The organism is Streptomyces sp. NPDC051041, from assembly GCF_044456065.1.
Taxonomy (GTDB): Bacteria; Actinomycetota; Actinomycetes; order Streptomycetales; family Streptomycetaceae; genus Streptomyces; species Streptomyces glaucus.
This window is the reverse complement of sequence record NZ_JBITFM010000001.1, coordinates 24495-43645: the sequence shown is the minus strand read 5'-3', so window position 1 is coordinate 43645 and position 19151 is coordinate 24495. Positions and strand designations below refer to the sequence as shown.

At 74.0% G+C, this 19151-nt stretch carries 18 protein-coding genes; 11 read left to right on the top strand and 7 right to left on the bottom strand.

Annotated features, from left to right (window positions below):
* Window positions 1-10: 10 nt before the first annotated feature.
* The gene (locus ACIBAI_RS00220) at window positions 11-1498 is read left to right on the top strand and encodes a serine/threonine protein kinase (RefSeq protein ID WP_399030140.1); all 1488 of its coding nucleotides are present in this window, start codon (window positions 11-13) and stop codon (window positions 1496-1498) included.
* Window positions 1499-1503: 5 nt separating this feature from the next.
* Here the strand turns inward: ACIBAI_RS00220 and ACIBAI_RS00215 are convergent, their stop codons facing one another.
* The 4 genes from ACIBAI_RS00215 to ACIBAI_RS00200 all read right to left on the bottom strand — a co-directional run bounded on the left by ACIBAI_RS00215 (window position 1504) and on the right by ACIBAI_RS00200 (window position 5925).
* Entirely contained in the window at window positions 1504-3525 is a 2022-nt protein-coding gene (locus tag ACIBAI_RS00215; protein ID WP_399030139.1) for an N-6 DNA methylase, read from the bottom strand.
* Between the two features lie 464 nt (window positions 3526-3989).
* Window positions 3990-4757 (bottom strand): class I SAM-dependent methyltransferase, encoded by a 768-nt coding sequence (locus tag ACIBAI_RS00210; protein WP_399030137.1) that lies wholly within the window; start codon window positions 4755-4757, stop codon window positions 3990-3992.
* 85 nt (window positions 4758-4842) lie between these two features.
* Window positions 4843-5208, bottom strand: coding sequence for a MazG-like family protein (locus ACIBAI_RS00205; RefSeq protein ID WP_399030136.1), 366 nt, complete (start codon window positions 5206-5208; stop codon window positions 4843-4845).
* A gap of 147 nt (window positions 5209-5355) precedes the next feature.
* Window positions 5356-5925: a DoxX family protein gene (locus ACIBAI_RS00200; protein ID WP_399030135.1), complete on the bottom strand. Its 570-nt coding sequence runs from the start codon at window positions 5923-5925 to the stop codon at window positions 5356-5358.
* A gap of 183 nt (window positions 5926-6108) precedes the next feature.
* On the opposite strand from ACIBAI_RS00200, the gene ACIBAI_RS00195 reads away from it, so the two are divergent.
* The 7 genes from ACIBAI_RS00195 (at window position 6109) to ACIBAI_RS00165 (ending at window position 14417) form a co-directional block, all read left to right on the top strand.
* Complete coding sequence (locus tag ACIBAI_RS00195) at window positions 6109-6435, top strand: nuclear transport factor 2 family protein (protein WP_399030134.1); 327 nt, start codon at window positions 6109-6111, stop codon at window positions 6433-6435.
* A 60-nt stretch (window positions 6436-6495) separates the two neighbouring features.
* Window positions 6496-7572 (top strand): aldo/keto reductase, encoded by a 1077-nt coding sequence (locus ACIBAI_RS00190; RefSeq protein ID WP_399030133.1) that lies wholly within the window; start codon window positions 6496-6498, stop codon window positions 7570-7572.
* Window positions 7573-8246: 674 nt separating this feature from the next.
* A complete protein-coding gene (locus ACIBAI_RS00185; protein ID WP_399030132.1) occupies window positions 8247-9887 on the top strand; it encodes an alkaline phosphatase D family protein in 1641 nt (546 codons plus the stop codon).
* Window positions 9888-10040: 153 nt separating this feature from the next.
* Window positions 10041-11456 carry a multidrug effflux MFS transporter gene (locus ACIBAI_RS00180; RefSeq protein ID WP_399030131.1) on the top strand — a complete coding sequence of 472 codons (1416 nt, stop codon included), beginning with the start codon at window positions 10041-10043 and terminating at the stop codon, window positions 11454-11456.
* An 11-nt stretch (window positions 11457-11467) separates the two neighbouring features.
* Window positions 11468-12583, top strand: a complete 1116-nt coding sequence (locus tag ACIBAI_RS00175; RefSeq protein ID WP_399030707.1) for a serine hydrolase domain-containing protein — start codon at window positions 11468-11470, stop codon at window positions 12581-12583.
* A gap of 73 nt (window positions 12584-12656) precedes the next feature.
* Window positions 12657-13652 carry a small ribosomal subunit Rsm22 family protein gene (locus ACIBAI_RS00170; protein WP_399030130.1) on the top strand — a complete coding sequence of 332 codons (996 nt, stop codon included), beginning with the start codon at window positions 12657-12659 and terminating at the stop codon, window positions 13650-13652.
* A 342-nt stretch (window positions 13653-13994) separates the two neighbouring features.
* Window positions 13995-14417: a VOC family protein gene (locus ACIBAI_RS00165; protein ID WP_399030706.1), complete on the top strand. Its 423-nt coding sequence runs from the start codon at window positions 13995-13997 to the stop codon at window positions 14415-14417.
* Here the strand turns inward: ACIBAI_RS00165 and ACIBAI_RS00160 are convergent.
* On the bottom strand, window positions 14389-14607 hold the full coding sequence (locus tag ACIBAI_RS00160; RefSeq protein WP_399030129.1) for a DUF6243 family protein: 219 nt from the start codon (window positions 14605-14607) through the stop codon (window positions 14389-14391). The two genes, ACIBAI_RS00165 and ACIBAI_RS00160, sit on opposite strands and share 29 nt — an antisense overlap.
* Before the next feature lie 113 nt (window positions 14608-14720).
* On the opposite strand from ACIBAI_RS00160, the gene ACIBAI_RS00155 reads away from it, so the two are divergent.
* Together ACIBAI_RS00155 and ACIBAI_RS00150 are read left to right on the top strand one after the other, a co-directional pair.
* Window positions 14721-15362, top strand: coding sequence for a TetR/AcrR family transcriptional regulator (locus tag ACIBAI_RS00155; RefSeq protein WP_399030128.1), 642 nt, complete (start codon window positions 14721-14723; stop codon window positions 15360-15362).
* 187 nt (window positions 15363-15549) lie between these two features.
* Window positions 15550-16278, top strand: coding sequence for a bifunctional DNA primase/polymerase (locus tag ACIBAI_RS00150; RefSeq protein ID WP_399030127.1), 729 nt, complete (start codon window positions 15550-15552; stop codon window positions 16276-16278).
* A gap of 10 nt (window positions 16279-16288) precedes the next feature.
* Here ACIBAI_RS00150 and ACIBAI_RS00145 read toward each other — a convergent pair whose 3' ends face one another.
* Window positions 16289-17290: a hypothetical protein gene (locus ACIBAI_RS00145; protein ID WP_399030126.1), complete on the bottom strand. Its 1002-nt coding sequence runs from the start codon at window positions 17288-17290 to the stop codon at window positions 16289-16291.
* Window positions 17291-17439: 149 nt separating this feature from the next.
* On the opposite strand from ACIBAI_RS00145, the gene ACIBAI_RS00140 reads away from it, so the two are divergent.
* Window positions 17440-18084 (top strand): PhzF family phenazine biosynthesis protein, encoded by a 645-nt coding sequence (locus ACIBAI_RS00140; protein ID WP_399030125.1) that lies wholly within the window; start codon window positions 17440-17442, stop codon window positions 18082-18084.
* Between the two features lie 161 nt (window positions 18085-18245).
* On the opposite strand, the gene map is transcribed toward ACIBAI_RS00140, so the two are convergent.
* On the bottom strand, window positions 18246-19103 hold the full coding sequence (map, locus tag ACIBAI_RS00135) for a type I methionyl aminopeptidase (RefSeq protein WP_399030124.1): 858 nt from the start codon (window positions 19101-19103) through the stop codon (window positions 18246-18248).
* Between the last annotated feature and the right edge of the window lie 48 nt (window positions 19104-19151).

Here is a 19151-nt window from a genome sequence, read left to right as displayed (position 1 = left end):
GGGGTGAGGCGTGGAAGCCGGGGAAGTCCTAGACGGCCGCTACCGAGTCAAGGAAGCGCTCGACCAGGGCGGCATGGGCACCATCTGGGTGGCCACCGATCTGGGAACCGGGCAGGCGGTCGCTGTCAAGGTGCTGCGGCTCGACGCTTACACGCAAGGTCGGTTCACTCCGGCAGAGCGGGTGCGACGCCGGGTCGAGCTGCTGAAACGGTTCGAACGCGAAGGTGCCGTCCTCGAGGAGCTGAAGCACCCCGGGATTCCGCGTCTGCTGCACCGTGGCTACCTCGGCGAGGAGCCCTACCTCGTCATGGAATACGTCGAAGGGGTCAGCCTGCGCGAACTCCTGGACACGCGCCGGCCGTTCCCGTTCGATGTCGCCGTCGCCGTCGCCGTCCAGGTCGCCGAAGTTCTGAGGCACGCGCATGCGAACGGCGTCGTGCACCGGGACCTGAAGCCGGGCAACGTGGTCATCGCCTTCGCGGACGGAGCGGTGAAGCTGCTCGACTTCGGTATCGCCTACCTCACCGACCCCGACGCGACCCGTTACACCGCACTCGGTGCGACCCCGGGCAGCGCCGGGTACATGGCTCCGGAGCAGCTGCGGGGCCAGCAGGACATCTCCGCCTCGGTGGACCTCTACGCGTTCGGCTGTGTGCTGTTCGAACTCCTCACGGGTGAGAAGCCCTTCGAGGACAAGCCGGACCGGAACAAGGACACCCAGCATCTCGAGGACCTGCCGCCGCGTCTGCGGAGCATCAACGTCGGCATTCCCGAGGAACTGGACGACCTGGCCTGGGACCTCCTCGCCAAGAGCCCGGCGGACCGCCCCGAGACCATCGACGAAGTGCTGAACGTTCTTCGTGACTTCCTGCCGAAGCCGGGCGACCCGGCCCCGGACCCGGAACTGGATCCGGACCCGACCGCACGCTATCGGCTGCGGGAGAGCTCGACGACCGGCACGGCGGGCACCCGGCTCACCCCCCGTAGCGCATCGCGACGTCCGGTCCGTCGTCGCGGCGGGTGGCTGGGGCGCAACCAGTTCGCGGGGCGGATCGCCCAGGCCCGGGCGGAACTGCTCGCCGACGGTCCTGGCGACCGCTGCGCTGGACTCCTCGACCTGCTGCCCAAGGCGGTGTCGGACTGGGGCGCCCGCGAGCCGCTCGTCCTGGAGGGGCGGCTGGTGTGCGCTGACGCCGCCCGGCTGAACGGCCGTACGGGCGAGGCGAAGGAGCAGTACCAGTACGTGGCCGAGAACGGAGATCCCTCGGATCCTCTTGTGCTGGAGGCCCGCCTCGGGATTGCCGAATGCCTGATGCCCGAGGGGGACTTCGCCGGGGCGTTCAGCGGCTGGCGCGCGGTGATGTACAGCCTGCTTCCCGTCGCCGTACCGGATCTCGACCGGCTGATGAGCCGCTGCCGCGAGGTCGCTGTCGAACTTGCTGAATCCGGTTACGAAGCGGAGGTGACCGACCTTCTCGCCCGGCTGCCCGAGCCGTAACCGGATCAGTTCCGGGGAAGGTGCCCAGCGGCCAGCAGGTCTCCCAGCGCCCGGCTCAGCTCACCCCCCACGCTCTTCATATCGGTCATCTCGCATTCGAAGGCGGTGATCCTCCGGTAGATCTCCCCGTACCGGCGCTGCTCCTCCAGCGAGAGTCTCGGGATGTGCAGCCGCCGTACGTCGATGCGTGACGTGGTGGACGCGTGTGTGCCGGCCCTGTGCACATTGGCCGGGGCGCGCAAGCAGCCGGACAGGAACCATGGGTCGAGTACCGCGGGATTCGCCCTGAGCGCCGCGAGCTGGGGCCCCAGGACGGACGGGGCGTCGGTGTCCACCCGTACGTCGAAGGAACGGGCCAGCACCGAGACGATGACGTCCTGGGACGCTGTGACCGTGAGCGAGCCGTCCTGATCACCCGCCGCGACGGCCGACGCAGGAAGCCACAGCTGCGCCTGCCCGGACAGCGGAGCGCCCGTGAGGACGCGCGCCTCGCCCTCCTGGCGTTCCCCGCGGCGCACCAGAGACTCCGGCAGCCCCTGCCCGGTCCGGATTTCCAGAGCCCCGGCTCGTTCCAGCTCTGCGACGCTGATGAGCGGAACCGCCTCGTCGCTGTCCGCGGGGACGAGTGCGGACAGGACTTCGGCGGCATCGCGCAGTTCCCTCATATGCGCGTCGAACTGCGTCCAGAGGCGCCTGAGATCGACGATGGTGGCGGCCCGTGTTCTCGGAACACGTCGTGCCGGCGTGAGATCCACCTGTTCGTCCAGCAGGTCGACCACGGGCACCGAGACGCTTCCCAGCGTGCTCGTGCCGCTGAGAACCTCCATGATCTGAGCTGTCACGGCGGGCCAGTCGACGCCACTCTTGTCGACAGACGCGGGACGAGTGGTGTACGTGGTGTCCACGAACGTGAGCTCCGTGCGGTCCGCTCCGTCCCCGCCCCCGTCCGCGCGCAGAATCCACAGATGCAGCCCGACACCGTAGGGCGGAGCAGCACCGGGCGGCAGGGCGATCACGGCCCGGAGCACACCGGACCGCAGGAGACCGGCCCGGATCCGGCGCCCCGCGCGGCGCGCCGCCACAGCGGGCGGCAGTACGAGAACCGCGACGCCTCCAGGAGCCAGAGCCGCCACGGCATGTTGAACCCAAGCGAGTTCCGGTTCGGTGCGCGGAGGCTGCCCGTACGCCCAACGCGGGTCTGTGGCGAGTTCCGCATGACCCCAGTCACGTTCGTTCGAAGGCGGGTTGGAAAGGACCACATCGGCCTGCGCTCCAGGGTGGGCATCGGCCCGCAACGTGTCACCCGCCGCCAACGAAACGTTGGACAGGTCGCGGCCGGCGAAGCCGCCGACCGTCAGGCGCGCTTTGGCCAGTTCCACAAGAACCGCGTCGCTGTCCTGGCCCAGGAAGCGCAGTCCCGCCGCATGGTCGGCGTCCCACTGCCGACCGGCTGCGACGAGCAGCGTCCCCACGCCGCACGCAGGATCGAGCACGCTCCGCACAGGGCCTGGGCGGCTCACGGCTGCGGCTTGGGCCATGAGTCCGGCCAACTGCACCGGAGTCGTCGTGATCTGCCGCACGTGCGTCCGAAGCCACCGCTCCAGGAGGAGGTCGAAGGCCCTGTGCTCCTCGTCCTGCTCCGCCAGCTCGAGGGTGCGTTCCAGAAGGCGGGTCTGACGCTGATCAAGGAGCGGCCCCGCCGTCGGTCCACCTGCCCTGACGCCACTCTGCCGGAGTCCTATCTGAGCCACCAGCAGACCTGTCGTGTCCCGGTCGCCCAGGGACTCGTACTCCGGCCAGAGCCGGTCGAGTGGATTCAGCGCCGTCTTGAGTTTGTTCTCGCGCCTGAGCCACTCCTCGACTTGTGGAAGGGAGAACTGCGGGCTCGTGTCGGTGCCACCGACAGGAGAGGGGAAGTTGTCGTACCGTCGCCGCCAATTGCTGACGGCGGCGCGCCCGACCCCCGCGATGCGGGCGATCTCCGCCAAGGTGACGACAACCGGGGGCGATCCTGCGGTCGTGGACATGGTCTCCTCCGGGACTCGTGACGGCCTCGCGTCCAATGGATCGGTGATCGCCTGTGCATGAGGGGACGCATTGTTTGACTGAGTTTACGCACATCCTGGATCCCGCTCCGCGCGCCTTGCACGGCTCGCTCGGTCGGCCCGGGGCGGCCGAGCGTCCCGGTGTGGTGAAGACGTGTGTCCGAATACCGGAAGAAACCGAGGCTGTCACGTGCTCGCGTGGCCGGCGGCGGATGACGGGAACGCGGGTGCGGATCCCACGGCGATGGTGAGTGGAGCCGGAATAACGTGCCGGCCCACCGAGGCCCGGGACCGGTCCCTCGCCCACGCCAGTAATGATCATGTGCTGGCCCTTCAGCCCTTCTGCTTCGGCCGCGGACCCTGACGGCACCGGGACGACCGCCGGGGCGGCCCCGGAGCGCTCCGGGTGAAGGGACCGGCGGGTGGCCGGCAGGTGGTGGAGTCGGCTACTTGCCGGATCGTGCCACGAGCAGCGGCTGGAAGAAGCCCGTCTCCCGCGGCGTCCGCCACTCGAGGTCCACGAACCCGGCGTCGGCCGCGAAGCCGGTCAACCGGTCCCGGCCGAGCGCCCAGTAGGTGGTCCGGCGGGTTCGGACGCGCCATTCCCCGCCTGCCGACAGGAGCTGGAAGTGCTCCAGGTCGTAGTGCTCGCCGTTGTCGTGCCAGTGCCAGAGCTGGAAGGCGACGGCCCGTTCCCCGGCGTCGGCGGGCCGGTGGACCTGTGGGGCTGTCGAAGCGGGGCGGTCGCGCAGCAGGTCGTCGTAGGGGCGTGTGCTGACCAGGAGCAGCCCGGCGGGACGCAGCACGCGGCGCATCTCGGCCAGGGCGGCGCGCACGTCCTGGCTCGCCAGAAGGTGGGGCAGCGCGTTGTCGGCGCAGACGACGGTGTCGAACCGGCCGTCGGGAAACGGGAGGCGCCGCATGTCGGCGGCGGCCGTGTGCAGCGTCAGGCCGCGGTGAGCGGCCTCACGGGCAGCGCGGGCGGCGGCGCGCGGACTCAGGTCGGTCCCGATGACGCGGTGCCCGTGCCGCGCCAGGCCGATGGCCTGCGTGCCGATGCCGCAGGAGCAGTCGAGCACCGCCGCGCGGTCCCGGCCGATCAGAGCGTCCAGGGCGTCCCCCTGCCGGCGGATGCTCGCCTCCCAGTCCGCGTAGATCAGGTGGTAGTCGTCGGCCAGGTCGTCGTAGAAGTGCGCCACCGATGTCCCGGACATGGCCCGAGGCTAGTTACGTCCGGTCCCCGGGGATACCGGACGCACCGAGTTCCGGCCGGAGCGCGCGAGGCGTTCCGGCCGTGTGTCACGGCGTCCCCAGCGACCGCTTCGCCACCCGTGCCAGGTGCCGCGCGAACATCTCCCGGGGTTCCGGTGTCAGCGTGCGCAGGGCCACCAGGGCCGTGATCACGACGTCGCAGAGTTCGGCTTGGACGTCGTCCCAGGTGTGCGTGGTGCCCTTGCGCGGGTTCTGGCCGGTCGCGCCGATCACCGCCTCGGAGACCTCGCCGACCTCCTCCGACAGCTTCAGCATGCGCAGCAGGACGCCCTGCTCGCCGCCGACCGGCTGGTGGGTCTCCAGCCAGGTCCACAGGGCGTCGACGGTGTCCCAGAGGTCGGCGGGGGCCGGTGCGCTGGTGGGGGCCGGTGCGGGCGTGGTGTGGTCGCTCATGGGGGCAGAGCCTGCCACGGGGGTCCGACACCGGGGGCCGTGGCGGTCCCGCGCCGACCGCGCCGCGGGCTGCGCCCAGGTTGTTCCCGGGGCTGCGCCCGGGACGGCCCCGGACAGTTCCCCGGGCGGTGCCGACGGCACCTCGGGCTACACCTCGGGCTGCTGCTCGGTTCGCCCCTCGGGCGGCTGCTCCTGCCCGCCTTCTTCCGCCCCGCGCATCCGCCGGGCGCGCGCCCCCACCACCAGCGCCGTCGCCGCGCCCACCGCCGCGAACGCGGCCGGCACCATCCAGCCCCGGTTGACCGAGTGGCCGAGCAGGTGGTCCAGGGAGTAGCGGCCGGGGCCGGTGACGGCCAGGCCGGCGGCGGTCAGGCCCAGGGAGGCGGCGTACTCGTAGCCGCCGCTCTGGTTGAAGAACCCGTTCGGGGCGTGGACGGCCGCCGCGCCCGCCATCGCGCCGGCCGACGCCGCGCCGGCCGCGGGGGTGGCCAGGCCCAGGGCCAGCAGCGTGCCGCCGCCCGCCTCGGCCAGGCCCGCCGCCGTCGCGCTCGCCCTGCCCGGCGCGTAGCCGATGGACTCCATGAACTGGCCGGTCCCCTCGATGCCGCCCCCGCCGAACCAGCCGAACAGCTTCTGCGCGCCGTGTGCGGCGAGCACGCCGCCGGTGCCCAGACGGAGCAGTAGCAGGCCGAGATCACGTCGGTCGGTACGGGTCACGTCGACTCCTCGTCGGGTGGGGAACGGAGAGAACAGGGGGCGGGGGGAGCGGGAGGCGGACGGTGGGGAGCATGTTCCCACCGTCGCACTCCCGGCCCCGCCCCACATCCCACGGGCCCGTCGCGGACGCCGTTCGGGTGGTGCGGGTGGCGAGGGCCCGAGGCCGGTACGAGGCTGGCAGGCATGACGATCCAGACCACCCGTCTCAGCGACCCGGCCGTCCGCGCCTTCGTCAGAGCCGTCAACCACCACGACCGCGAGAGCTTCCTCGCGCTCCTCGCACCCGGCGCGACCATGGCGGACGACGGCGCGGAGCACGACCTCGCCGAGTGGATCGACCGGGAGATCTTCTCCTCCCACGGCCACCTGGAGGTCGACAACGAGTCCAACGGCGGACGCTGTCTCCTCGCCCGCTACCGCAACGACACGTGGGGCGAGATGCGCACCCGCTGGAGCTTCACCGTCGACGAGGACGGCAGGATCTCCCGCTTCGAGACCGGGCAGGCCTGACGAGCCGGAGCCGTCGGTGCCTTGCCTTCGCGCGCGCTCCAACTCCTAGCGTCCTCGGGCATGGAGACCACACGAGCGGAAACCACACGAGCGGAAACCACACGAGCGGAAACCACACGGACGGAGACCACACGGACCCTGGGCCGCAGCGGCATCCGGGTCAGCGCCCTCGGCTTCGGCTGCTGGGCGATCGGCGGCGAGTGGCGGACCCCCGACGGACAGCCCCTGGGTTGGGGCCGGGTCGACGACGAGGAGTCCGTGCGGGCGATCCGGCGCGCCCTCGACCTGGGCGTCACCTTCTTCGACACCGCCGACGTCTACGGCACCGGGCACAGCGAACGCGTGCTGGGCCGGGCCCTCGGCAGGCGCCGGGCCGATGTCGTCGTCGCCACCAAGTGGGGCAACGTCTTCGACGAGCGGACCCGCACCCTGACCGGCGGCGACGACTCCGTGGCGCACGTCCGCCGCGCGCTGACCGCCTCCCTGCGCCGCCTCGGCACCGACCACGTGGACCTGTACCAGTTCCACCTCGGCGACGCGGACCCCGAGCGCGCGGCCCGGCTGCGCGACACCTGTGAGGAGTTGGTGCGGGAGGGGCTGATCCGGGCCTACGCCTGGAGCACCGACGATCCCGGGCGCGCCGCCGTGTTCGCGAAGGGGCCGCACTGCGCCGCCGTCCAGCACGCCGTCAACGTCCTCCAGGACGCGCCCGGGATGCTGCGGCTGTGCGAGGAGGCCGGTCTGGCCAGTGTCGTACGCAGTCCGCTCGCCATGGGGCTGCTCACCGGCAGGCGTGTGCCCGGCCGGGCACCGGAGGCCGGGGACATCCGCAGCCGCCCGCCCGCCTGGCTGAAGGGGTTCGGCGACGGGTCGGGCGCCGACCCGGAGTGGTTCGCCCGGGTCGAGGCGCTGCGCGATGTCCTCACCGACGGCGGCCGCACGCTCGCCCAGGGCGCCCTGGCCTGGTTGTGGGCGCGCAGTCCGCGCACCGTGCCGATCCCCGGGTTCCGCTCGGTCGCGCAGGCCGAGGAGAACGCGGGCGCGCTGGAGAAGGGGCCGCTCACCGCGGAGCAGATGGCCGAGGTGGAGCGGATCCTCGGACGGGCCGAGCAGGCCCCCGGACGGCCTCCGGTCTGACGGCCTCCGGTCTGACGGCGGTCGGCCCGACGGCGGTCGGCCTGGCGGCCTCCGGTTCGACGGCAGCGGTCCTGACGGCCTCCGGCCCGACGGCCCTGGTCGGCGTACTCGCGCCGCCGTCCCTCCCGCCGGCGTGTTCGGCAGCCGCCCCCCGCCGGCTTGCCGGCAGCCGTCCCACGCACCGGTGCGTACCCCGCAGTTGCCCCCCGGGGGTCCACCCCCACCCGGTGCCGTGGAACGGCTGCCGCCTCCCCCCTCGGAGTGGACTGCGGGAGCTTGCCGCTCCAAGTGTGAAGCTGCGGCGAAGGAGGTGATGAGCGTAAGCCCTCCATCGGCGGCGACGCCATGGAGTTTCGTATTCCGGTTGTAGCGGTTGACGGCTTGACGACGTTTGGTCCGGTCCGGTGCGCGGCATTGCCGCCGCCGCCGTCGCCGCCGCGCACCGTGCGTCCGGCGCCGCCGCGCATCGCGCGTTCGCCTCCGGCGGCGGCTCCGCCGCGTGCCGCGACGCGTCCGTCCGTCCGTTCGTACGGCGTTCACGCATCCGCAGCGTGCGGGAGGGGCCGCCATCCGGAACTCATCCGCCCGCCATGCTTCTGTTGTGTACGCGCCAACCGGGTGTCGCTCCCGGTCATTCGAATGCCCCCTGCACCCATGCGACAGGGGAGAATCGGATGACACCCGCAGCACGCCCGTCCCAGCACGCCCCCGAACTGCGCGCGGCGGCCCGGCACATCGGCCGCCGCCGCTTCCTGACCGCGACCGGCGCCGCCGCCGCGCTCGCCTTCGCGGTGAACCTGCCCACCGCCGGCACGGCCGCCGCCGCCGAACTCGACGCCGCCCGCATCACCGACGACCCCTTCACCCTCGGCGTCGCCTCCGGCGACCCGCTGCCCGGCTCCGTGCTCCTGTGGACCCGGCTCGCCCCCGCCCCGTACCAGCCCGACGGCGGCCTGCCGGCCGGACGCGTCACCGTCCACTGGGAGCTGGCCCACGACGAGCGGTTCCGCCGGATCGCCAGACGCGGCACCGCCACCGCGCACCCCGAGTTCCACCACACGGTCCACGTCGAGGTGGACCACCTGGAGGCGGACCGCGTCTTCTACTACCGCTTCCGCGCGGGCCGTTGGACCAGCCCCACCGGCCGCACCCGCACCGCCCCGCCGCCCGGCGCCCGCGTCCCGGCGCTGACCCTCGCCGCCGTCTCCTGCCAGGCGTACCACGACGGCTACTTCACCCCGTACGCCCATCTCGCCGCCGAGGACGTCGACGTGGTCTTCCACCTCGGGGACTACCTGTACGAGTACGCCGTCAACTCCGCCGGCGGGGCGCGGAACTACACCGACCGGACCCTGCCCGCGCTGTTCAACCGCGAGACGGTCACCCTGGAGGACTACCGCCTGCGGTACGCCCTCTACAAGACCGACCCCGACCTGAGGGCCGCGCACGCCGCGCATCCCTTCGTCGTCACCTGGGACGACCACGAGACCGAGAACAACTACGCGGACGGCACCCCGGAGAACAGCGTCCCGCCGGAGGAGTTCCTGCTGCGCCGCGCCTCCGCCTACCGCGCCTACTGGGAGCACCAGCCGCTGCGCCGACCGCAGTTGCCCGACGGCCCGGACATGCGGCTCTACCGGCGCCTGCACTGGGGCCGCCTCGCCCAGTTCGACATCCTCGACACCCGGCAGTACCGCTCCGACCAGGCCTACGGCGACGGCGCCCAGCTGCCCGGCCCCGTCATCGACGACCCGGCGCGCACCATGACCGGCGCGACGCAGGAGCGGTGGCTGCTCGACGGCTGGCACTCCTCGCGCGCCCGGTGGAACGTCGTGCCGCAGCAGGTCACCTTCTCGCAGCGCAAGCTGGACCTGAACCCGGTCGCCAAGCTGTCCATGGACGCCTGGGACGGCTACCGCGCCTCCCGCCGCCGGATCCTCGACGGGGCCCGGGCGGCCGGCGTCGACAACCTGATGGTGCTCACCGGCGACGTGCACGTCGCGTACGCCTTCGACATCAAGGACGACTTCGACGACCCGGCCTCCCGCACGCTCGGCACGGAGATCGTGGCCACGTCGATCGCCAGCGGCAAGGACGGGGCGGAGAGGCCGGCGAACTGGAACACCTACCTGACCGCCAACCCGCACCTGCGGTTCTACGACGGGCGGCGCGGCTACGTGACGGTCACGCTCGGACAGCAGCTGGCCCGGGCCGACTTCAGGGCCGTGCCGTACGTGACCAGGCCCGGGGCGCCGGTGACCACGGCCGCGTCCTTCGTGACGGAGGCGGGGGCGCCGGGCCTGAAGCCGGCGTGAGCCCCGCTCACCCGGCGCGGTGACGGGCGCCCGGCGCGGTCGCGGAACGCGCCGGGCGCCCGTTCCGCCCCCTGGCGGCGACCGGATGTGACACCTGACACTCTGTTCGAGCTGAGACCATAGGGGGCGGATCACTCGGAGAGGGAGGGGAACATGCCCGAGCGTGGGGCGTCCATACCGAACACCCCGTCACCGGCGGCCGGCCCGGACGCCGCGGCGGCCGCGGGCGACGGGCTCCTGGCCGGCGCCGCGGCGGCCGTCCCGGCCCAGCCGTCCGCGTCGCCCGGCCGGGGGAGCGCCCCCGCCGCGCTGCGCCGCACCGGCCTGCTGGTCACCCTGATCCTCGGCGGCCTGACCGCCATACCCCCGCTCGCGATGGACATGTACCTCCCCGCGCTGCCGGAGGTCACCCGGTCCCTGCACGCGTCCGCCGCGACCGTCCAGCTCACCCTCACCGCCTGCCTGGCCGGCATGGCCCTCGGCCAGCTGGTGGTCGGGCCGATGAGCGACAAGTGGGGCCGCCGGCGCCCGCTGCTGGCCGGACTCGCCGTCTACGTCGTCGCCACCGTCCTGTGCGCCTTCGCCCCCACCGTCGAACTCCTGGTCGCCTTCCGGCTGGTGCAGGGCCTCGCGGGCGCCGCCGGGATCGTCATCGCGCGGGCCGTCGTCCGCGACCTCTACGACGGCATGGCCATGGCCCGCTTCTTCTCCACCCTCATGCTGATCTCCGGGGTCGCCCCGATCGTGGCGCCGCTGATCGGCGGGCAGATCCTGCGCGTGACGGACTGGCGGGGCGTGTTCCTCCTGCTGGCGGTGGTCGGGGTGCTGCTGGCCGGGGTGGTGTGGGCGAGGCTGCCCGAGACGCTGCCGGCCGGGGAGCGCCACGGCGGGGGCGTCGGCGAGGCCCTGCGCTCCATGCGCGGCCTGCTCGCCGACCGGGCCTTCACCGGGTACATGCTCACGGGCGGCTTCGCCTTCGCCTCGCTGTTCGCCTACGTCTCCGCCTCGCCGTTCGTGGTCCAGGAGATCTACGGCGCCTCCCCGCAGACCTTCAGCCTGCTGTTCGGCCTCAACTCGGTCGGACTGGTCGCCGTCGGCCAGATCAACGGCAGGGTGCTGGTCGGCCGGGTCGGGCTCGACCGGGTGCTGGGCGCCGGCCTCGCGGTCGTCATCGCCGCGGCGGTCGCGCTGCTGCTGATGTCCCTCGGCGTGTTCGGCGAGACCGGGCTGGTGCCCGTCGCGGCGGCCCTGTTCGTGCTGATGTCGGCGATGGGCGTCGCCCTGCCCAACACCCAGACCCTCGCCCTGATGCGGGTCAGGCAGAACGCGGGCGCCGCGTCCGCCCTGCTCGGCACCTCCTCGTTCCTCATCGGCGCGGTCGCCTCCCCGCTGGTCGGCGTCGCCGGGGAGGACACCGCCCTGCCGATGGCGCTCGTCCAGCTGGCCGCGGCGCTGGTGGCGCTCGCCTGCTTCGTGGGACTGTGCCGGCCCTGGGCCGCCCGCGCGGGCGCACCGGACGGGGACGCTCCCCGCTCCCGCACGGCCGAGCGGGAGCGGGAGGAGAGCTGAGCGCGCCCCGGCTGCGCGACGGCGCGCCGGAGCGGGCCGGACTCGACCCCGGCGAACTGCGCCGGCTCGTCCGGGAGGTCCGCGGCCTCACCGCCGGGGAACGCCCCCGGGCGGCGGGCGCGGTCGTGGTGGCCGGGCGCGGGCCGGTGATCGCCGTGGCGGAGGCGGCCGGCTGGGCCGTGCGGTACGCGGCGTACGACCCCGGGTCCGACAGCGGCGTCGAACTGCCGCCCGGCGCCCGGGTGCCGATGACCGTCGACACCCCTTTCGACCTGGCCTCCCTCACCAAGCTGTTCACCTCGGTCGCGGCCGTGCAGCAGATCGAGCGGGGCACGCTGGGCATCGACGCCCGGGTGGGCGCCTACCTGCCCGACTTCCCCGCGGCGGTCCGGCACGGCATCACCGTGCGGCAGCTGCTCACCCACACCTCCGGGCTGCGGCCCGAACTGCCGCTGTACGACTGCGCCGACGACGCCGAGCGCCTGGCGCTGCTGCGGGCCGAGCCGCCGGTCGGGGTACCCGGCACGTACTGCTACTCCGACCTGAACATGCTGCTGCTCCAGCACGTCCTGGAACGCCTCACGGGCCGGACGCTGGACGTCCTCCTCCGCGACGGCATCACCCGGCCCCTGGGCATGACGGCGACCGGCTTCGGCCCCTGCCCCCGGGCGGCGGCGACGGAGGACCAGCGGCGGCCGTGGGCCAGGGCGGACCGGGGGATGCTGCGGGGCGAGGTGCACGACGAGAACGCCTGGGCGCTGGGCGGGGTGGCCGGCCACGCGGGCCTGTTCTCCACCGGCCGGGACCTCGCGGTCTTCTGCCGCGCGCTGCTCGCGGGCGGCTCGTACGGCCCCGCCCGCATCCTCGGCCCCGACTTCGTCGAGCTCCTGCTGACCCCGCCGGGGCTGGGCTTCGCCCTGGACCAGCCGTGGTTCATGGGGGAGCTGGCCGGGCGCGGCGCGGCGGGCCACACGGGCTTCACCGGCACCTCCCTGGTCCTGGACCCGGCCACGGACACCTTCCTGGTCCTGCTGACCAACGCGGTCCATCCGCGACGCCGCGACCCCCTGAACCGGGCCCGCGCGGCTGCGGGGACCCGCCTGGCGCGGGCGGTGCGGGGAAGGTGACGAGGGCCGCCCGGCCCGCCGCTCCCCGGCCCGCCCGGCCCGCCGCCGCCCGGCGCCCCCGTAGAATCGCCGTGTGAACGCCCCCGTCTCCTCCGTTTCCCCCGCCGACGCCCTCCGCGCCGCTCTGGCCGGGCTGCTCGACGGGCTCCCGCCGAAGGCGGCGGCGCAGGCGGTGGAGCGGCTGATCGCGAACTACCGGGGCCGGACGCCGACGGACGCCCCGGTGCTGCGGGACCGCTCGGACGTGGCGGCGTACGCCGCGTACCGCATGCCGGCCACGTTCGAGGCGGTGTGCGCGGCGCTGGCGGCGTTCGCCGAGGCGGCGCCCGGGTGGACGCCCGGCGGCCACGTGGACGTCGGCGGCGGCACCGGCGCGGCGACCTGGGCCGTCGGCGCCACCTGGCCGGGTGAGCGGCCGGTCACCGTCCTGGACTGGGCCGAGCCGGCGCTCGCGCTCGGGCGGGAGCTCGCCGCCGCGCACCCGGCGCTGAGGACCGCCGAGTGGCGGCGCTCACGCATCGGAGCGGAGCTCACCATCGAGAGCACCGATCTCGTCACCGTCTCGTACGTCCTCGGCGAGCTGACCGACGCCGACCGGGCCGCCGCGGTCGACGCCGCCGCCCGCGCCGCCCAGGCCGTCGTGGTCGTCGAGCCCGGCACCCCCGACGGCTACGCCCGCGTCCTCGAGGCCCGCGACCGCCTCGTCCGCGCCGGCCTCCACGTCGCCGCCCCCTGCCCGCACAGCGCCGCCTGCCCCATCGCCCCGGGCACGGACTGGTGCCACTTCTCGGCCCGGGTCAGCCGCTCCTCCCTGCACCGCCAGGTCAAGGGCGGCTCCCTGGCCTACGAGGACGAGAAGTTCGCCTACGTCGCCGCCGCCCGCTTCCCCGTCGCGCCCGCCCCCGCCCGCGTCGTCCGGCGCCCGCAGATCCGCAAGGGCCAGGTGCTGCTGGACCTGTGCGAGACCGAGCCCGCCCTGCGCCGGGCCACCGTCACCAAGCGCCACGGCGAGCTGTACCGGGCGGCCCGCGACACCGACTGGGGCGATCCCTGGCCCCCGGCGCCTTAGGGCCCGCCCCGGTTCCGGCGGCACCCGGCCGCGGTCCCGTCCCCGACGGCACCCGGCCCCGTCCCCGGCACGGCGGCACCGGGCCCCTGCCCCGGCCGGAAGACGCCGTTGTCCCGCCCCCGCGGCGATCAATAGAGTTGGCCGGGTGACTGCCGGGTCGGCCATGGGCCACGCACGAGTGAGGTTCCCGGCCCCGGAGTGAGCGCGGCGGGGGTCTCCCCGCTCGAGCGCGGCCGAGGGCGGGCGAGAGCCCCGCCCCCTTCTCCGCGTCTTCGTCCCCAGCGCGTCCGCGCGCATCCCGTCACCGAAGACCGGAGGCAGACCTCAGCCATGTCCCAGACCATGTCCCCCCGGCGGTCGCGGGCTCCGCAGCCGCCCGCGACCGCCGTCCGGCTCGACCACACCGCCGTCTACGCCACCGGCCGCGCGCGGTCGGCCGGGTTCGTCGCCGCGGTCCTCGGGCTGGAGGTCGGCGCCCCGTTCGGCCCGTTCCTGCCCGTCGACCTCGGCAACGGCGTCACCCTCGACCACCGCGAGAAGCGGGACGAGCCGATCCAGCCGCAGCACTACGCCTTCCCCGTCCCCGAGACCGCGTTCGACGCCGCGATCAGCCGCCTGGAGGCGGCCGGGGTCACCTGCTACGCCGACCCGCGCCACACCGAACCCGGGCGGATCAACCGGCTGTTCGGCGGGCGCGGCGCGTACTTCGACGACCCCGACGGCCACCACATGGAGATCATGACCCGGCCGTACGCCCGTCCCTAGCCGGTCCGGCGGCGTCCCGGCCGGCCCGGCGCTCCTGCCGGAGCCGGCGCAGCAGCTCCCGCTTCTGCGCCGGACGGTCGGGTCCGCCGCCGACCCGGTCGCCCCGGCCGCCGCCGCGCAGGGCCGCGCGGCCGAGGTTCTGCCGGGTGCCGCCGACGCCCAGCATGTCCCCGGTTCCGTTGCGTGGCATGAGGACTCCTCCCGTCGAGCCACAGCGACGTGACGATACGGTTCGTCTCGCCGCTCCAACCGCTCCACTGTCCGGCGAGACGTTCCGTCTTGTCAAGCTGATAGATTCGGCCCATGGCCGTCCAGAAACCACCCCAGCCCGCCTCCGGCAAGCCCGCCCCCGACGCCGGCCGCCGCAGCGAGAGGTCCCGGCGCGCCATCTACGACGCCGCCCTCGCGCTGGTCGCCGAGGTCGGCTACCCCAGGACCACCGTCGAGGGCATCGCCGCCCGCGCCGGCGTCGGCAAGCAGACGATCTACCGGTGGTGGTCGTCGAAGGCGGACGTCCTGCTGGAGGCCTTCCTCGACCTCGGCGAGCAGGCGGCGCGCGCGGCGGGGCAGGAGGAGTACGCCTTCCCGGACACCGGCGACCTCGCCGCCGACCTCAAGACCGTCCTGCGGGCCACGGTCGACGAACTGCGGGATCCGAAGTACGACGCCCCGTACCGCGCCCTGGCCGCGGAGGGCGTCGTCAACGAGCCGCTCGGCCGGGTCTTCCTCGCCCGCCTGCTCGAACCCGGGCTCCAGCTCTACGCCGACCGGCTGCGCTCCGCACAGGACGCCGGGCAGATCCGCGCGGACATCGACCCGCGCATCGCCCTGGAACTCTTCGTCTCCCCGCTCGCCCAGCGCTGGCTGCAGCGCACCGGCCCGATCTCCCACGAGTACACCGACACCCTCGTCGACTACGCGCTGTACGGCCTCCTGCCACGGTGAGCGCCCGCCCCCGGCCGGAACCCGCCCCCGGCGGGGCGGCGGAACCCGGCGGGGGCGGGTGACGGCCGCGGACCGGGGGGCGCTCCCCGTCCCCCCGGTACCCGGTATGCCGTCCGTGCCCCCCGCGGCGCGGGATGATGGGACGATGAGGCATGCTGTTCCGCACGACGGCGAGGCGAGGGGATAGATGAGCGCGGAGTTCGGCGGCCGGACCGGCCTGCGGGGCAAACTCTCCCAGTGGCTGCGCGGACGCCGCCCGAAGGAGGCCGCCGGCGACGGCGGCCGGGAGGCCCTGCTGCTCGCCGCCGCCGCCGCGGGCCTGCCCCTCGCGCCCGCCGCGCACCCGGCCGGCTACATGTGCTCCTGCGACCGCGTCGGCTGTCCCACCCCGGCCCGGCACCCGGTGTCCTTCGCCTGGCAGACGCAGTCCACCACCGACCGCGCCCAGATCGAGCGCTGGGCCCGGCACCAGCCGCAGGCCAACTTCATCACCGCGACCGGCATGGTGCACGACGTCCTCGACGTGCCCCTCCAGGCCGGCCGCGAGGCGCTCCGGCGGCTGCTCGAGGCCGGGATCGAGGTCGGCCCGGTCGCCGAGAGCGACGACGGCCGGATGCTGTTCTTCACCCTCACCCGCGGCACCCCCGAGGACGAGGACGAGTGGTGGCCGTGCGAGCTGGACTGCCACCCCGAGACCATGGACGAGCATCCCGGCCTGCGCTGGCACTGCCGCGGCTCCTACGTCCTCGTCCCGCCCGCCCGGCTCCCCGGCGACCAGTCGGTGCACTGGGTGCGTGGCCCCGAGCACGCGCTGCCCGATCCGCTCAGCCTGCTGGAACACCTCACCGACGCCTGCGCCCGGTACGCCGGCGAGGAGGCCGGCCACGCGGGCGCGGCCTGGCCCCTGCGCCGCTGAAACCGGCGGCCTACCCGCCCTGCGCCGACGTCAGCCCCTGGATGCGGCCCAGGACCGACACCTTCCCGCCGTCCGTGCCCCGCTTCGGGTCCAGGGCGACCTCGTTGGAGACGAACTCCATCGTCAGCGACTGCTTGATCTCGCCCTTGGTCAGCGCCAGCACGTCCTCGTTCGGCGTGGGGACCGAGGCGCCCTGGGCGGCCACCTGCCGCTCGTAGTGGCGCGTGGCGAAGAACACCAGCGCCCCGCCGTCCTCCGTGCGCAGCGCCAGCGGCGCGTAGTCGCCGTTCGTCAGCGGCTCGTCGATGTACTGCGTGGCCAGCCCCGGCCGGGCCGCGTTCTTCTTCCGCAGCGCCCGCCAGTCGCTGGTGTGCGCGCCCGCCGCGAAGTCCTCACCGCCGCTCTCCAGGTACTCGCTGTACGTCTCGCTCAACTCCTGCGGGGGGACGGCGAGTTCGGCGGAGTCGGCGGGGACGGCCTCGGCCCAGCCGTCCCGGTCGGTCCGGAACCCGGGTATGTCGCCGGGCGCCACCAGCGTCAGGTACGCCACCTGCCAGGTCTCGTCCAGGCCGTCGCGGGTGAACACCAGCAGCCAGCGGACGTCACCGCCCTTGTTGCCCTTGGCGTCGGCGAGGAACCAGCGCGGCCAGCCCGCCTTCTTGGGGATGGTGAACCTCGCGTCCGTCAGCTCCAGCGGCGTGTGCGAGGGGTTGCCGCCCGGATGGTTGGCGTGCCCCGCCTTCAGCCGGGCCGAGTCGATGGCGGCGAGGGCGCCGGTGGTGTGGTCGGCGTCCAGGGAACTGTCGTACGCCCGGTCCGCCTTGTTGTACGCGGACGTGAACTGCCGGAGCGCCTGCGCGGCCTCGGCGCGGGTGGCCGCCGGAAGCACCTCGCGCTCCCCGTGCACCACCACGCACCCGTTCGCCGTCAACGACAAAGCGGTCACCGAGGCCGCCGCCAGCACGCCCCGGCCAAGCCTGCGGAGCCCCCGAGGGCCGCGATCCCTGCTCATCGGGTACCTTCCCCTTCCCCTTTCCGGAGGCGAACCCTACCGGGACCGGGCGAAGCCCGGATGCCGGGACCGGGTACCGCGGCCCCACCGCGACCCGGGCACGGGCCGCGGGCGCGGCCGGCCGCGGCCCGTGATGCTTCAATGCCCCCGTGACCAACTACGACGTGCTGCGCGTCTTCTGCGGGCCGAACGGCGGATACGGCAACGAACTCGGCGTCGTCCGGGACGGGTCCGTGGTGCCGGACGCGGGCGAGCGGCAGGAACTGGCCGCGAAGCTGGGGTTCAGCGAGACCGTGTTCGTCGACGACCCCGAGCGCGGCGTCATCGACATCTACACGCCCGGCATGCGGCTGCCCTTCGCCGGCTACCCCTGCGTCGGCGTGGCCTGGCTGCTCGACGTGCCCGAACTCGTCACGCCCGCCGGCGTCGTGGGCGCCCGGCAGGACGGTGAGTTCAGCTGGATCGAGGCGCGGGCCGAGTGGGCGCCGCCGCGCACCCTGCGCCGGTACGCCACCGCCGCCGAGGTCGAGGACCTGGCCGTCCCGCCGGCGGGGGAGTGGCTCTACGCCTGGGCGTGGGAGGACGAGAGCGCGGGGCGGGTCCGCGCCCGGGGCTTTCCCGGGCGCGGGGACGGCATCGAGGAGGACGAGGCGACCGGCGCCGCCGCCCTGCTGCTGACCGACCGGCTGGGCCGCGCCCTGAACATCACCCAGGGCGCGGGCTCCCAGATCCTCACCGCCCCGCAGCCGGAGGGATGGGTCGAGGTCGGGGGGCGGGTCCGGCTGGAGCGCTGAGCCGGGCCGGGAGCGGGAACCGCCCGCCCGGGGGCCGGAGCACGGCCGTGCCCGGCGGCTTTCGGCAGCCGCGCCCGGACGCCTGCGCGAAGACGCGGAGGCGGTTCCCCGACGGCCGGGGGCCCGCCCCGCGGGGAGGACGGGCCGCGGGCCGGAGCCGGCTACGGGAGGGTGAGGATCTCCGCGCCCGTGTCCGTCACCACCAGCGTGTGCTCGAACTGGGCCGTGCGCTTGCGGTCCTTGGTCACGACCGTCCAGCCGTCGTCCCACATCTCGTACTCGTGCGTCCCGAGCGTCAGCATCGGCTCGATCGTGAACGTCATGCCGGGCTGCATGACCGTCGTCGCGTGCGGGCTGTCGTAGTGCGGGACGATCAGGCCGGAGTGGAACGAGCTGTTGATGCCGTGGCCGGTGAAGTCGCGGACCACGCCGTAGCCGAAGCGCTTGGCGTACGACTCGATGACCCGGCCGATGACGTTGATCTGCCGGCCCGGCCGGACCGCCTTGATGGCCCGGTTCAGCGCCTCGCGGGTGCGCTCCACCAGCAGGCGGCTCTCCTCGTCGACCTCGCCGACCAGGTAGGTGGCGTTGTTGTCGCCGTGCACCCCGCCGATGTACGCCGTCACGTCCAGGTTGACGATGTCGCCGTCCCGCAGGACGGTGGAGTCGGGGATGCCGTGGCAGATCACCTCGTTGATCGAGGTGCACAGGGACTTGGGGAAGCCGCGGTAGCCGAGCGTCGAGGGGTAGGCGCCGTGGTCGCACAGGAACTCGTGCGCCACCCGGTCCAGCTCGTCCGTGGTCACGCCCGGCGCGATGTGCCGGGCCGCCTCGGCCATCGCCTGCGCGGCGATCCGGCCGGCCACGCGCATCGCCTCGATCGTCTCGGGGGTCTGCACCTCCGGGCCGGTGTACGGCGTCGGCGCCGGCTTGCCGACGTACTCGGGGCGGCGGATGTTTCCGGGCACGGAACGGACGGGGGACAGCTTCCCCGGGACGAGCAGCGACTGGCCAGACATGCCAGCGAGTCTAACCAGCGGGCGTGGGGGAACATGTCGGTGGCGAGA

Excerpts from the sequence above, each read along its gene's own strand:
- ACIBAI_RS00215 (WP_399030139.1), bottom strand. The coding sequence starts at position 3,525 with ATGTCCACGACCGCAGGATCGCCCCCGGTTGTCGTCACCTTGGCGGAG.
- ACIBAI_RS00210 (WP_399030137.1), bottom strand. The coding sequence starts at position 4,757 with ATGTCCGGGACATCGGTGGCGCACTTCTACGACGACCTGGCCGACGAC.
- ACIBAI_RS00205 (WP_399030136.1), bottom strand. The coding sequence starts at position 5,208 with ATGAGCGACCACACCACGCCCGCACCGGCCCCCACCAGCGCACCGGCC.
- ACIBAI_RS00195 (WP_399030134.1), top strand. The coding sequence starts at position 6,109 with ATGACGATCCAGACCACCCGTCTCAGCGACCCGGCCGTCCGCGCCTTC.
- ACIBAI_RS00190 (WP_399030133.1), top strand. The coding sequence starts at position 6,496 with ATGGAGACCACACGAGCGGAAACCACACGAGCGGAAACCACACGAGCG.
- ACIBAI_RS00185 (WP_399030132.1), top strand. The coding sequence starts at position 8,247 with ATGACACCCGCAGCACGCCCGTCCCAGCACGCCCCCGAACTGCGCGCG.
- ACIBAI_RS00180 (WP_399030131.1), top strand. The coding sequence starts at position 10,041 with ATGCCCGAGCGTGGGGCGTCCATACCGAACACCCCGTCACCGGCGGCC.
- ACIBAI_RS00165 (WP_399030706.1), top strand. The coding sequence starts at position 13,995 with ATGTCCCCCCGGCGGTCGCGGGCTCCGCAGCCGCCCGCGACCGCCGTC.
- ACIBAI_RS00160 (WP_399030129.1), bottom strand. The coding sequence starts at position 14,607 with ATGCCACGCAACGGAACCGGGGACATGCTGGGCGTCGGCGGCACCCGG.
- ACIBAI_RS00155 (WP_399030128.1), top strand. The coding sequence starts at position 14,721 with ATGGCCGTCCAGAAACCACCCCAGCCCGCCTCCGGCAAGCCCGCCCCC.
- ACIBAI_RS00150 (WP_399030127.1), top strand. The coding sequence starts at position 15,550 with ATGAGCGCGGAGTTCGGCGGCCGGACCGGCCTGCGGGGCAAACTCTCC.
- ACIBAI_RS00145 (WP_399030126.1), bottom strand. The coding sequence starts at position 17,290 with ATGAGCAGGGATCGCGGCCCTCGGGGGCTCCGCAGGCTTGGCCGGGGC.
- map (WP_399030124.1), bottom strand. The coding sequence starts at position 19,103 with ATGTCTGGCCAGTCGCTGCTCGTCCCGGGGAAGCTGTCCCCCGTCCGT.